The sequence below is a fragment of the Klebsiella sp. KTE92 genome (genome assembly GCF_000398905.1).
GTDB lineage: Bacteria > Pseudomonadota > Gammaproteobacteria > Enterobacterales > Enterobacteriaceae > Klebsiella > Klebsiella variicola.
Genome location: NZ_KB976100.1, coordinates 1,867,595 through 1,879,664, shown reverse-complemented (window position 1 = coordinate 1,879,664; position 12,070 = coordinate 1,867,595). Strand labels below are relative to the sequence as shown.

Here is a 12,070-nt window from a genome sequence, read left to right as displayed (position 1 = left end):
TGCTCAGGGCGGCTATCGCCCGGCAGCGGGCCGGGCGATAGCAGTGGGGATTTACAGCAGCGCTTTCGCTTTAGCGACCACGTTGTCGACGGTGAAGCCGAACTCTTCGAACAGCTGCTCAGCCGGCGCAGACTCACCGAAGGTGGTCATGCCAACGATAGCGCCGTTCAGGCCAACGTATTTGAACCAGTAGTCCGCGATACCGGCTTCTACCGCGACGCGGGCAGAAACGGCTTTCGGCAGTACGGATTCACGATAAGCGGCATCCTGCTTGTCGAACGCGTCGGTGGACGGCATGGAGACCACGCGCGCCTTCACGCCTTCGGCAGTCAGTTTGTCCCACGCGGCAACCGCCAGCTCCACTTCGGAACCGGTGGCGATGAAGATCAGCTCCGGCTGGCCGGCACAATCTTTCAGCACGTAACCGCCGCGAGCGACGTTTGCCAGCTGCTCTGCGGTACGCTCCTGCTGCGCCAGGTTCTGACGGGAGAGGATCAGCGCGGTCGGGCCGTCCTGACGCTCTACGCCATATTTCCACGCAATCGCGGATTCAACCTGGTCACACGGACGCCAGGTGGACATGTTCGGCGTCACGCGCAGGGAAGCCACCTGCTCTACCGGCTGGTGAGTCGGGCCGTCTTCACCCAGACCGATGGAGTCGTGGGTGTAGACCATCACCTGACGCTGTTTCATCAGCGCGGCCATACGTACCGCATTACGCGCGTATTCCACGAACATCAGGAAGGTGGAGGTGTACGGCAGGAAACCGCCGTGCAGCGCGATACCGTTGGCGATAGCGGTCATACCGAATTCACGCACGCCGTAATGAATGTAGTTACCCGCGGTGTCTTCGTTGATCGGCTTAGAACCAGACCACAGGGTCAGGTTAGACGGCGCCAGGTCAGCGGAGCCGCCGAGGAATTCCGGCAGCAGCGGGCCGAAGGCTTCGATAGCATTCTGCGACGCTTTACGGCTGGCGATTTTCGCCGGGTTAGCCTGCAGCTTCGCGATGAACTCGTTAGCTTTGGCGTCGAAGTCAGACGGCATTTCACCTTTCATACGACGGGTGAATTCGGCCGCTTCCTGCGGGAAGGCTTTCGCGTAGGCAGCAAACTTCTCATTCCACGCCGCTTCTTTCGCCTGGCCGGCTTCTTTGGCATCCCACTGCGCATAGATGTCAGACGGGATGTCAAACGGCGCGTGTTTCCAGCCCAGCGCTTCGCGGGTCAGCGCGATTTCTGCGTCGCCCAGCGGTGCGCCGTGGGAGTCGTGGGTACCGGCTTTGTTCGGCGAACCAAAACCAATGATGGTTTTGCACATCAGCAGGGACGGTTTGTCGGTAACTGCACGCGCTTCTTCTACTGCGCGTTTGATGGCGTCAGCGTCGTGACCGTCAACGCCGCGTACCACGTGCCAGCCGTAGGCTTCAAAGCGTTTCGCGGTATCGTCGGTGAACCAGCCTTCAACGTGGCCGTCGATGGAGATGCCGTTGTCATCATAGAAGGCCACCAGTTTGCCCAGTTTCAGAGTACCGGCCAGGGAGCACACTTCATGAGAAATGCCTTCCATCATGCAGCCGTCGCCCATGAAGGCGTAGGTGTAGTGGTCGACGATATCGTGGCCCGGACGGTTGAACTGCGCCGCCAGAGTTTTCTCGGCAATAGCCATCCCGACCGCGTTAGCGATACCCTGGCCCAGCGGACCGGTGGTGGTTTCCACGCCCGCAGTGTAGCCGACTTCCGGGTGACCCGGGGTTTTGGAGTGCAGCTGGCGGAAGTTTTTCAGCTCTTCAATCGGCAGATCGTAGCCAGTGAGGTGCAGCAGGCTGTAAATCAGCATCGAACCATGGCCATTTGACAACACAAAACGGTCACGGTCAGCCCAGGCCGGATTGTTCGGGTTATGGTTCAGGAAATCACGCCACAGCACTTCGGCAATGTCAGCCATACCCATCGGGGCCCCCGGGTGGCCGGATTTGGCTTTCTGTACAGCGTCCATGCTCAGGGCGCGCAGCGCGTTGGCGCATTGGCAGCGAATGGTTTTTGTCGTCTTCATCAGTCTTTATCCCTGCGGCTTACAGCATCTGCTGAATCTGTTGTTCCAGTTTCACCTGATCGACAGCAAACAGTCGGATCCCTTCCGCTAGTTTTTCCACTGCCATGGGATCCTGATGATGCTGCCAGAGAAACTCCGCCTGCGTCATCGGGCTGGGACGGGTTTCCGTCACGCAGCCGGGGGTCAACTGGCGGGTCAACACTCCTTCGCTGGCCGCCAGCTCGTCCAGCAGTGCCGGAGAGATAGTCAGGCGATCGCAGCCCGCCAGCGCCTGGATCTGCTCAATACGACGGAAGCTGGCGCCCATTACCACCGTGTCATAGCCATGGGATTTGTAATACTGATAAATCTGGCGCACAGAGACCACGCCCGGATCGCTGTCCACCTGATAGGCTGACTGCGGCTGGTGCTTCTGATACCAGTCGTAGATGCGGCCCACAAAGGGCGAGATGAGAAAGACGCCCGCTTCGGCGCATGCCCGGGCCTGAGCGAAAGAGAACAGCAGCGTCAGGTTGCAGTTTATACCGCTCTGCTCCAGCTCTTCGGCAGCGCGAATGCCCTCCCAGGTGGCGGCGAGCTTAATTAGAATCCGCTCGGGACCAATGCCATTTTTTTCATATAACTGGATGAGCTTGCGCGCCTTCGCGACGCACATCCCGCGATCCCAGGCAAAGCGGGCATCCACTTCGGTGGAGATACGCCCGGGCACATGGCGCAGCACCTCGCTGCCGATATCCACTGCCACCTGATCGCAGGCGTTAATCAATTGTGTTTCTGCGCTGCCTCCCTGGCGGCGTGCCTTGCCAATCGCATCGGCAATCAACGGCTGATACTGCGGCAGCTGCGCGGCCTTCAGCACCAGCGAGGGGTTGGTGGTCGCATCCTGGGGTGCAAACTTTTTAATCGATTCAATATCGCCGGTATCAGCAACAACCGTGGTGTATTTTTTCAGTTCGTCTAGCTGGCTCATCATCTGTTCCTTATCTTACGACTGCGGAGGTTAATCTCTGGCATGCTGGTGTTCGTAATAATCAATACGTTCCACTTTGGGCGCGGATCCGCCGCCTTCATATTCGGATTCAAGCCACGCCTGAATAATTTTTTTGCCCAGCTCAGTGCCAATTACCCGCGCGCCGAGGGTAATAATCTGCGCGTTGTTACTTTTACGCGCTCGCTCAGCAGAGAAGGTATCGTGACACTGTGCGGCGCGGACCCCGGGGACTTTATTGGCCACAATACTCATCCCAATGCCGGTACCGCAGATCAGAATGCCGCGCTCGTGTTCGCCCTGTTTAATCGACATCGCCACCGCATGGGCAACATCCGGATAAACGGTACTCCCCTGGCGTTTATCGCTGCTGTAATCCGCGACGTTTATTCCCAGCCCATTCATATAAGCGACGATGGCATCGCGAAAAGCATAGGCGGCATCATCCGCACCAATAGCGATTGTTTTCATGGTTATTTCCTTAATTTAACAGTACGTCTTAATGACAATTCGGGTAAAACGAAATTCGGTCGCCGGGCTGAATAATTTGTGGTGGTTCGCCGTAAAGGTGTACCGTCCCGGGTAATTCAGCGATATCTGCGCCATCAAAATTTAGCGTGATATGGCCAAGCTGTCGTAAATTTGCCGTTGCCACACTACCTACCGCGGTCACCCGATAATTTTTATCATTTAATTTCATTCGCTGACCTGGCGCTAACTCGGCGGTCAGTTCGCTAGCCTGGTGTACGGCGCAATAACTCACAATATCGTCGGGAACGACATCGGAGAATAAAATAAGCCGCTGCTCCCGCAAAGAGCACTCAACATATTCCCCGACGGCGGTAATTCGTAATGAATACAACGGCACGCTCATACTATTTGTGTCCTTTGGCGGCAGGGGAAGATAATGTCACACTCTCTTCACTTTTCGCGTCTTTCAAAGGTTCAGCGGCTGGCGCCCGCTTTTTCAGCCGTTTATCAAACCAGGCGACCAGTATCGGCGCGGTGATCATGGTGATAATGCTCGCCGTCGCCAGCTGTGCGGTGGCAGCATCCACGTACATCGCCAGCGAAGGATCCGCCTGGGCAACCATCGCCGGCGTCAGCGCTGAGCTGGCGGCGGTGGTTCCCAGCGCGGCGCCCAGCGCGCTTTTCTTCTTCAAAAACAGGTTGTAGATAAAGTAGAACACAATCCCGGTGAGCGCGGAGATAATCCCCAACAGGATCCCGGACAGGCCGGCGGTAAACACCGTATTGATGCTGGAGTTGGCGCCGATGGCGAACGACATAATAATGATCACCAGCGGCTGCGCCGCGGCGCATAACTGTTTAAAACGTTCGTCCAGATTGCCCCACAGCATGCCAATCAGCAGCGGGATAAGCATCGACAGCAGCGCGGCGAAGGGAATATTGGCCAGGCCGCTGACGCCCAGCACCATCATGGTGACAAACGGACCATCCTTGATGCAGAACACGGAGATCGCCCCGGCATCACTGGCATCGCCATAGTTGCTGCACAATGCGATATAGAGGGAGCTGTTCGAGCTGGTCAGGCAGGCAATCAGCGCCAGGGTCGATATCCCGAGAAATCCGCTCGGGCCAAACAACGTTCCCGCGGCCCATACCGCCAGGGCCCCGGCCAGACATTTGAGAAACAGCAGCACGGCGCCTTTATAGAGCGGCAAACCGGCCTGACGGATATTGATTGAGGTTCCGCAAATGAGCAAAAATATGCCCATCATGGCGCTGGAACCGACTTTAAATAAAGCGGTGGTCGGGCCGCCAATACTGAGCACCTGGGGAGCAAAGGTATTAATCAATATTGCCACCAGCAGTGGAATAATGATTAGCCCACCGGGCACCTTATTCATTTTCTCAAGTATATTAATATTCATAGGGTGACTCTTAAATTAAGATTTAACAGAGATAACGACGCAATACTACCCTGACGACCATTACGTCGTTTATTTTTTATTAGATGACTGGGTTATTGCTGTGCTTCTTGATAAATTCGGTCAACAATGATGCCAATAATATCTTCCGGTCCGGTTAACCCTCCTTTTCCGACACAAATTAAGCCGGCATAATCACCACCAATAATCCGCACCATATCGGTTTGCGGGATGACATAGTCAATCATTTCTATTCCGGTCGCGCCCAGCTCTTTTAGGACATTGACCATGGTGTCACCGCCGGTCATATACAATCCTTTAATTTCACCCGACGCACAGTTAAGCACCTCGCGTACAATACTGCCCAATCCGTGGTTAATATTTTGCGCAGCCTCACCGTGGGCCAGACCAAATCTCTGCTCCTCTTCCTGAAGGTTTAGCAACCGCCCGGTCAAGGCGGATTCAAAAACAAAGAGCGCGTTGTGCTGCGCCGGAACGCACTGTCGGGCATGCTGTACCACGCGATTGACTTCAATCTCAGCGGCGTTTTTCCTGTCAATCAACAGCTCGGCATCAACCGGGATATGGCAGACCCGGTCATCCCTGGCGATCAAATACTGGAGCTGTTTTTTGGTTACTGGCGTTGCGCTGCCGGCAACGATCAAAATCGAGCCGCGCTGGCCGTCCGCTGTCAGGCTCGCGGGCGCGCTGCTCCGCGCTTCGCGCATCAGGCCGCGACGAACCGCCAGCCGTTCGGTAAAGGGCCCCGGATCGACGGCCAGCACGTTCCAGTCCAGGGCCACTACCGCCCCGGCGATGGCATCGACATCGTCGACGGTTATCGCATCGACCACTATCACCCGCACGCCGCGTTGCTGTTGCTCCTGCAAATCCTGCTGGATTTGCCCTTCGCCTTTCATCACCGACGTCAGCGCGATATGCCCGACCTGATGATGGGTCTGCGCCGCCAACAGTCCCGGCACCCACGACTCGGTGACCGGGGTACGTACATCGCGAGCCACATCGGTCCGCGACAGGGCTACCGAATCAATCACCGAATAACCGCCGACGAGAATACGCCGTGACTGCGGCATCGCCGGCACCACAACCGCCACCGTCTCCTGCGGCAGTTGTTCCAGCATGGCATCGATTTCAAATCCGATGCCGCCGCGCAGCGTGGTATCAATCCGCTTGGTGAAGTAGTGCGCGCCGCGAGCCTGCAGCTGTTTCACCGCAGCGCTCACTTTGTGCTGGGCCTCCGCTTTCGGCAATGGGCGGCTGTCGCTGCTGACGACCATCGCCGGATACTCGACCTCATTGCGGGAGAAGGATTCGGTATCGAAAAACGCGGCGGTTTTTAAACCGCTACGTGCCAGCAGCACCCCGACGGTGGTCGCCCCGGTCAAATCGTCAGCCACGATCCCAAGCTTTCCGCCTTCCCCTTGTGGCCAGACCATCTCAATGCAGGCAGGCGTCACCCCGGAGACGTAGATCCCTTCGTGTATAAATTCCGCCAGCGGGCCGCTTTTGCCGGTGGGATGCAGGTTAATGGTGGGAATTCCCCGCTTCGGATAGAGTCCGCAGCGCAGCGTGCCGCCGCAGTCGATGACCATTAAACCAATCTCTTCTGCCGGCGGTTCGCCATTTTTGAATACATCAATGGAGGGCCAGCCGGTCAGTTCGCTCAGGCGGTCCACGACCGGGGGACGGATCCCCCCGGTAATGTACGCAATCTTTTTTCCCTGACCCAGCGTGATAGTCAGAGGCCCACCCCAGCCCTTACAGCCCTTGCTAATCAACAGATGTTTTTCCATTTCTCTGTCCTCGTGATTCGCATGAACCTCAGCGATTATTGATGCTTCATTTTCCAGTAACGGGCCGCCACCAGCGTCGACTCCAGCATACTGACAGTACCCGCCTTACCGGTACCGGCGATATCAAACGCCGTCCCATGGTCAACGGAGCTGCGCATAAACGGCAGGCCGAAGGTAATGGTGATTGAACGTTCAAAGTCGAGGGTTTTACAGGCGATATGCCCCTGATCGTGATACAGCGAGAGAATGGCGTCGTAGCGCCCCTGTTTGCCGAGATGGAACACGGAATCGGCCGGTACCGGCCCGATAGCGTTGATCCCCATCTCCTGGGCCGCTTTCACCGCCGGGATCAGATTGTCTGCCTCTTCGTGACCAAAAAGACCGTTGTCGGAACCATGCGGGTTCAGGGCGGCCACGGCAATACGCGGATTGTTGATGTTCAGGGCAGTAAATTCATGATGGATCTGCTGAACGCAGGCCAGCACCCGCGCTTTATTGGCATAGTCACAGGCAGCTTTTAGCGCCATATGGCGGCTCACGAAGAAGACGCGCAGGTTGTGGACGTGGAACATAGTCAAGCCATAATCAGATTGGGTTTCCACCTGATAGATTTCGGTATGGCCCGGGAGCTTACATCCCGCCAGCTTGATGGCTTCCTTATGAATAGGTGCAGTAGAGACCACGTCGATCAGCCCCGCTTTGCCCAGTTCGATCGACTTCATCACATAGTCCAGCGACATTTGCCCCGCCAGCTTCTGCACCTTGCCCCATTCGATGCTGTCGCAGTCGTAGTCGCCGGTTTCCAGGACATCCAGCGTCCCCCAGCTGAAACGGGCCTCCTGAGGATGAGCAATTTTATGGATAACAAAATCGCAGCCCATGATTTTCATCGCCCGGCTGATAATCGGTACCGAGCCGATCAGGAACGGTTTGCACTCGTCATACACGCTTTTGTCCATCATGGTGGCCACTGTGATCTCTGGGCCGATCCCTGCCGGATCGCCGATGGTAATCGCCACAACGGGTTTTTTCTCTGCTGACATCATGCGCCTCTCTTGTCTGAGTTGATTGTTCATATGTTCATAGTCAAATCATATGCTCAAAACATTACCTGATGAATGAGCCGCCATTAGTGATGAGGATCACATAAAAAAATTCATAGATTTTTTTCATCGAAAAATGTGATCTAACATATGTTCATGTACTGATAAAAAGTTCAACCTCAATACAGGGTATGACACCCACATTTTGCAAGCGTTTGATTTTATTAACAGGAGAAGCAAAGATGACCCCGATATGGTTAGGAACCAGCTGGAAAATGAATAAGCCGCTGTCGCAGGCCATGGCCTGGTGCGAAACGCTGGCAGCGCGGATGCCAGAGGGCTGTCACCCTGCTATTCAGCCCTTCGTCATTCCCCCCTTCACCGCGATCCACCCCGTCAGCCATTTTCTGCAAATGCATCAGTTACCACTTTTGACCGGCGCGCAGAATATGCATGAAGCGGATCAGGGCGCCTGGACCGGGGAAATCTCGGCGGCCATGTTGGCAGAAACCGGCGCCACGCTTGTTGAGCTGGGACATTCAGAACGACGCGCCGCCTTTAATGAAAGCGATGCCGCGATTAATCGAAAAGTACATAGCGCCTTAGGTCATGGCCTGCGCCCACTGATCTGTATTGGCGATAGCGCCGAGGAGAAACGCTGGCAGGTGTCGCGTGAAAGCGTGGTGCGGCAGATGAAGATCGCCCTGTATGGCCTGAGCCACCAGCAAGCGCTGCAGATCCTGATTGCGTATGAACCGGTGTGGGCCATTGGCGAACATGGTACGCCCGCCTCACCGCAGGAGGCGGGCGTCATTCATCAGGCGTTGCGTGAGGCGCTTTGCGAGCGGTTTGGTCATGAGACAGGAATCCGTATCCCACTGCTCTATGGCGGCAGCGTTACACTGCAAAACGCGGTGGAACTGCTGCGCCAGCCGGAGATCAATGGCTTGTTTATCGGCCGCGCGGCCTGGGACGCACAAGGCTATTGCGACATTGTTCAACGCGTTACACAGGAATTTATTTTGCAGGCGCAGTAATATAAGAGGGACACCAGAGATGGAAATTCCAGGCCATGATTGAACAAGACTCAGATTACGCCCTGCTCACTGAAATTGCGGTGGCTTATTACGATCAGGAACAAACGCAGGAAGAGATCGCCAAACGATTCGGCATTTCGCGTATCAAAGTCGGGCGCCTGCTGAAAAAAGCGCGCCAGGAAGGGATTGTTGAGATCAGCGTCAAATACCATCCGGTCTTCAGCTCCCAGATTGAGCAGCAGTTTATTTCGCACTTTGGCATTAAGCGCGCGCTGATTGCCCTGGATCACCATGATGAAGATGAACAGCGCCAGCAGGTGGCGGCCCTGGTCAGTAACTACCTGGCTGGGGTGTTAAAAAACGATATGACCGTCACCGTTGGTCAGGGGCGCAATGTGGCCGCGGTGGCGAATCACGTCGGTGTGTTTCCTGAGCGCCACTGCCGCTTTATCTGCGGCATCGGCGGAACCAAGCGCGACAATCAGCTGATCGACGCCGACCACATCAGCCGGAATCTGGCGCGCAAATTTAACGGCTTCAGCGAAACGCTTTACGCCCCGGCCTATGTGGAAACCCCGGAGCTGCGCGCCGCCTTTATGCAAAACCGCCTGATTAAGGCCACGCTCGAACAGGCCAGCAAAGCTGACGTGGCGATCATTGGCCTCGGCGATATGAATGAAAACAGCTTTATGGTCCAGCTCGGCTGGTTTACGCCGCAGGAAATTGCCACCGCGCGTCAGGAACAGGGGGTGGTGGGCGATCTGGCGGGGTACAGCTTTTTCAATATTCAGGGCAAACCCGTCGATACGGTGATGAATGACCGGGTCATTGGCTTAAGTCTCGAACAGCTGCGGGCCATTCCCTGCGTCATCGCTATCGCCTCCGAAAGTACGAAAGCGACGGCGATCCTGGGGGCATTACGCACCGGGGTTATAGATGTGCTGGCTACCAGCGCCTCGAACGCCCGTTCGGTCATTAATATGCAAAAGGCGCTATAAATAAGCCACGGCGCAGGCGGCGGATCAGCGTCGTCCACCGTCGCGCTGGCCTTTGCCCTTCCCTTTTTCGGCTCGCCGCTGCACAAAATCTTCAATGATGCCGGAGATCCCGTTGAGAGGTTTCCACAGCACTACCAGCAGCAGCAACGGGCCGTATATTCGCACACCGCCCGTCGCGACCTGACCGGTGAACAGCAGGGCTAAGCCATCCAGCAGCAGGCACAATGCGCTGCCAGTGCCGACGAACAGACACAGCAGGAAGAGGATCGGTCGGCTATCGGCGTGTAGTGGTAAAGCGCGCTGGCTCCAGACGCCAACGATAATGGCCGCGATCAACATGATCGCTTCGATAACCAGCGGATTATGCATGGTCTGACTCCTGTCATGACGTTTCATCCTTGTCAGCAGCGCTGCCGGAAGCAGTGGCCAGGGCCCTGGCTACCGGCAGGCGGCTTCAGTTTATAGCGGGTTTTCCTGCAGCAGCTTATCGATAAAGGCAGGCACCACTTCGCTTGCCAGCCCGTAGTGCTTCTCGGCAAACTCGCTGCCCACCTGGCTGGGTTCCAGGTTCAGTTCAACGGTATGGGCGCCGTGCAGCCTCGCCTCGTGCACAAAGCCAGCCGCCGGATAGACATGGCCGGAGGTACCGATGGCGATAAAAATATCCGCGTCGGCCAGCGCGCTGTAGATCTCATCCATCCCCAGCGGCATCTCGCCAAACCAGACTACGTGCGGACGCAGCGCCGCCGGGAACTGGCAACAGTGGCATTTGTCCTCAGCGGTGACGTCGCCGGTCCACTCCAGCACCTGGCCGCTCCACGAACAGCGCACCTTTAGCAGCTCGCCGTGCATATGGATCACCCGGCGGTTGCCGGCGCGCTCGTGCAGATTATCAATATTCTGGGTGACCAGCAGGAAATGGTCGCCCAGTAGATCTTCCAGACGCGCCAGCGCCAGATGCGCCGCGTTCGGCGCGATCTCCGGGCTCTGCAGCTGGCGACGACGGGCGTTGTAGAACGCCTGCACCAGCGCCGGATCGCGGGCGAAGCCTTCCGGCGTCGCCACATCTTCCACCCGATGCTCTTCCCACAGGCCATCCGCCGCGCGGAAGGTTTTGATCCCCGACTCTGCCGAGATGCCCGCGCCGGTTAACACCACCACTCTCGGTTTTGCCATCGCTTCAGGTTTCATCCTGTCCTCCCTAAAGAAAATCCGCTGACGCAGACGGTCACGCAACCGACGTTTATTGCGACGAAAACGGCTCAATCGATGTAAACGGCGCGACTGCATAGCTACCTCTGTGATTAATGGGTCAGGTGAAGGAAGGCCGCACCGCGCATTCCCCCGGCATCGCCGTGGCGTGCGCGCTCAATGCGCGGAACCCTGGCGACCGGCAGAAGATGGCGCGGCAATCGTTGCGCCAGCCCTTCGCTAATGGCCGTAAAGTTAGATAATCCACCGCCGAGCACCAGTAAATCCGGGTCGACAATGGTCAGTATATTCCCCAGACACACCGCCAGCAGATCGAGATAGCGCTCAACGTGCGCCTGGGCGCGCGGATCGTGCTGCTGCCACTGCGCCACTATCTCCGGCGAGGAGAGCGGTTGCTGGTAAAAATGTTCGTACAGCCAGGCGAAACCGCGGCCGGAGAGATAATTTTCAATGCAGCCCAGCTGGCCGCAGCCGCAGCGCAGCAGCGGAAAATCGCGCCCGACCACCTCCAGGGCATCCACCGGCAGGCGAATATGGCCGAACTCGCCGGTGATATAGCTATGTCCGGTAATCGATTTACCGTTCAACACCAGGCCGCCGCCCACGCCGGTGCCGAGGATCAGCCCCATCACCAGCGGGTATTGCGTAAACTCATCGTCCCACGCTTCAGACAGCGCGAAACAGTTGGCGTCATTATCGAGGCGCACATCGCGCCCCAGCCGCGCGCTGAGGTCGGTGCGCAGCGGCCGGCCGCTGGCGGCTGGCACGTTAGCGGCATACAGCGTGCCGTCTGCCGTTTCCGGCATCCCCGGAATACCGATCCCGACCGACCCCTGCTGGTCGAAGCGCTCATCGGCCTCGCGGACCAGCGCCTCCACCGCCTGGAGAAAATCCTCATAACTGCTTTTCGGCGTGGCGACGCGTTTTTCCCACTGCAGTCGCCGCTCCTGATTAAATACGCCCAGCGCTATCTTGCTGCCGCCAATGTCAAATCCATAATACATTTCAGCAATTCCTCTTGTGTCGTCAGC

At 57.0% G+C, this 12,070-nt stretch carries 12 protein-coding genes; 2 read left to right on the top strand and 10 right to left on the bottom strand.

Going from position 1 to position 12,070, the window contains the following annotated elements; all coding sequences use genetic code 11:
• Positions 1 to 51: 51 nt before the first annotated feature.
• From tkt to pdxA, 7 genes are all read right to left on the bottom strand, one after another.
• On the bottom strand, positions 52 to 2,055 hold the full coding sequence (gene tkt, locus A1WC_RS16430) for a transketolase (RefSeq protein WP_012968561.1): 2,004 nt from the start codon (positions 2,053 to 2,055) through the stop codon (positions 52 to 54).
• Between the two features lie 19 nt (positions 2,056 to 2,074).
• The gene (gene tal / locus A1WC_RS16435) at positions 2,075 to 3,025 is read right to left on the bottom strand and encodes a transaldolase (RefSeq protein WP_004147958.1); all 951 of its coding nucleotides are present in this window, start codon (positions 3,023 to 3,025) and stop codon (positions 2,075 to 2,077) included.
• Between the two features lie 30 nt (positions 3,026 to 3,055).
• The gene (locus tag A1WC_RS16440) at positions 3,056 to 3,514 is read right to left on the bottom strand and encodes an RpiB/LacA/LacB family sugar-phosphate isomerase (RefSeq protein ID WP_016160624.1); all 459 of its coding nucleotides are present in this window, start codon (positions 3,512 to 3,514) and stop codon (positions 3,056 to 3,058) included.
• Positions 3,515 to 3,542: 28 nt separating this feature from the next.
• Positions 3,543 to 3,917 (bottom strand): PTS glucitol/sorbitol transporter subunit IIA, encoded by a 375-nt coding sequence (locus A1WC_RS16445; RefSeq protein ID WP_016160623.1) that lies wholly within the window; start codon positions 3,915 to 3,917, stop codon positions 3,543 to 3,545.
• Position 3,918: 1 nt separating this feature from the next.
• A complete protein-coding gene (locus A1WC_RS16450; RefSeq protein WP_004204602.1) occupies positions 3,919 to 4,938 on the bottom strand; it encodes a 2-keto-3-deoxygluconate permease in 1,020 nt (339 codons plus the stop codon).
• Positions 4,939 to 5,030: 92 nt separating this feature from the next.
• Positions 5,031 to 6,749, bottom strand: a complete 1,719-nt coding sequence (locus A1WC_RS16455; RefSeq protein WP_016160622.1) for a four-carbon acid sugar kinase family protein — start codon at positions 6,747 to 6,749, stop codon at positions 5,031 to 5,033.
• Between the two features lie 35 nt (positions 6,750 to 6,784).
• A complete protein-coding gene (gene pdxA, locus A1WC_RS16460; protein WP_016160621.1) occupies positions 6,785 to 7,792 on the bottom strand; it encodes a 4-hydroxythreonine-4-phosphate dehydrogenase PdxA in 1,008 nt (335 codons plus the stop codon).
• Positions 7,793 to 8,034: 242 nt separating this feature from the next.
• Here pdxA and A1WC_RS16465 point away from each other — a divergent pair, with 242 nt between their 5' ends.
• Positions 8,035 to 8,829 carry a triose-phosphate isomerase gene (locus A1WC_RS16465; protein WP_016160620.1) on the top strand — a complete coding sequence of 265 codons (795 nt, stop codon included), beginning with the start codon at positions 8,035 to 8,037 and terminating at the stop codon, positions 8,827 to 8,829.
• A 35-nt stretch (positions 8,830 to 8,864) separates the two neighbouring features.
• Positions 8,865 to 9,827, top strand: a complete 963-nt coding sequence (locus A1WC_RS16470) for a sugar-binding transcriptional regulator (protein ID WP_004140612.1) — start codon at positions 8,865 to 8,867, stop codon at positions 9,825 to 9,827.
• A gap of 24 nt (positions 9,828 to 9,851) precedes the next feature.
• Here A1WC_RS16470 and A1WC_RS16475 read toward each other — a convergent pair whose 3' ends face one another.
• The 3 genes from A1WC_RS16475 to nagK form a co-directional block, all read right to left on the bottom strand.
• Entirely contained in the window at positions 9,852 to 10,196 is a 345-nt protein-coding gene (locus A1WC_RS16475) for a hypothetical protein (protein WP_008806008.1), read from the bottom strand.
• Between the two features lie 90 nt (positions 10,197 to 10,286).
• A complete protein-coding gene (gene cobB / locus A1WC_RS16480; RefSeq protein ID WP_008806007.1) occupies positions 10,287 to 11,117 on the bottom strand; it encodes a Sir2 family NAD+-dependent deacetylase in 831 nt (276 codons plus the stop codon).
• Positions 11,118 to 11,131: 14 nt separating this feature from the next.
• Entirely contained in the window at positions 11,132 to 12,043 is a 912-nt protein-coding gene (gene nagK, locus A1WC_RS16485; RefSeq protein WP_008806006.1) for an N-acetylglucosamine kinase, read from the bottom strand.
• Between the last annotated feature and the right edge of the window lie 27 nt (positions 12,044 to 12,070).

Bases quoted from the DNA above. Each gene is read 5' to 3' on its own strand.
- tkt (WP_012968561.1), bottom strand. From the start codon at position 2,055: ATGAAGACGACAAAAACCATTCGCTGCCAATGCGCCAACGCGCTGCGC.
- tal (WP_004147958.1), bottom strand. From the start codon at position 3,025: ATGAGCCAGCTAGACGAACTGAAAAAATACACCACGGTTGTTGCTGAT.
- A1WC_RS16440 (WP_016160624.1), bottom strand. From the start codon at position 3,514: ATGAAAACAATCGCTATTGGTGCGGATGATGCCGCCTATGCTTTTCGC.
- A1WC_RS16445 (WP_016160623.1), bottom strand. From the start codon at position 3,917: ATGAGCGTGCCGTTGTATTCATTACGAATTACCGCCGTCGGGGAATAT.
- A1WC_RS16450 (WP_004204602.1), bottom strand. From the start codon at position 4,938: ATGAATATTAATATACTTGAGAAAATGAATAAGGTGCCCGGTGGGCTA.
- A1WC_RS16455 (WP_016160622.1), bottom strand. From the start codon at position 6,749: ATGGAAAAACATCTGTTGATTAGCAAGGGCTGTAAGGGCTGGGGTGGG.
- pdxA (WP_016160621.1), bottom strand. From the start codon at position 7,792: ATGTCAGCAGAGAAAAAACCCGTTGTGGCGATTACCATCGGCGATCCG.
- A1WC_RS16465 (WP_016160620.1), top strand. From the start codon at position 8,035: ATGACCCCGATATGGTTAGGAACCAGCTGGAAAATGAATAAGCCGCTG.
- A1WC_RS16470 (WP_004140612.1), top strand. From the start codon at position 8,865: ATGATTGAACAAGACTCAGATTACGCCCTGCTCACTGAAATTGCGGTG.
- A1WC_RS16475 (WP_008806008.1), bottom strand. From the start codon at position 10,196: ATGCATAATCCGCTGGTTATCGAAGCGATCATGTTGATCGCGGCCATT.
- cobB (WP_008806007.1), bottom strand. From the start codon at position 11,117: ATGCAGTCGCGCCGTTTACATCGATTGAGCCGTTTTCGTCGCAATAAA.
- nagK (WP_008806006.1), bottom strand. From the start codon at position 12,043: ATGTATTATGGATTTGACATTGGCGGCAGCAAGATAGCGCTGGGCGTA.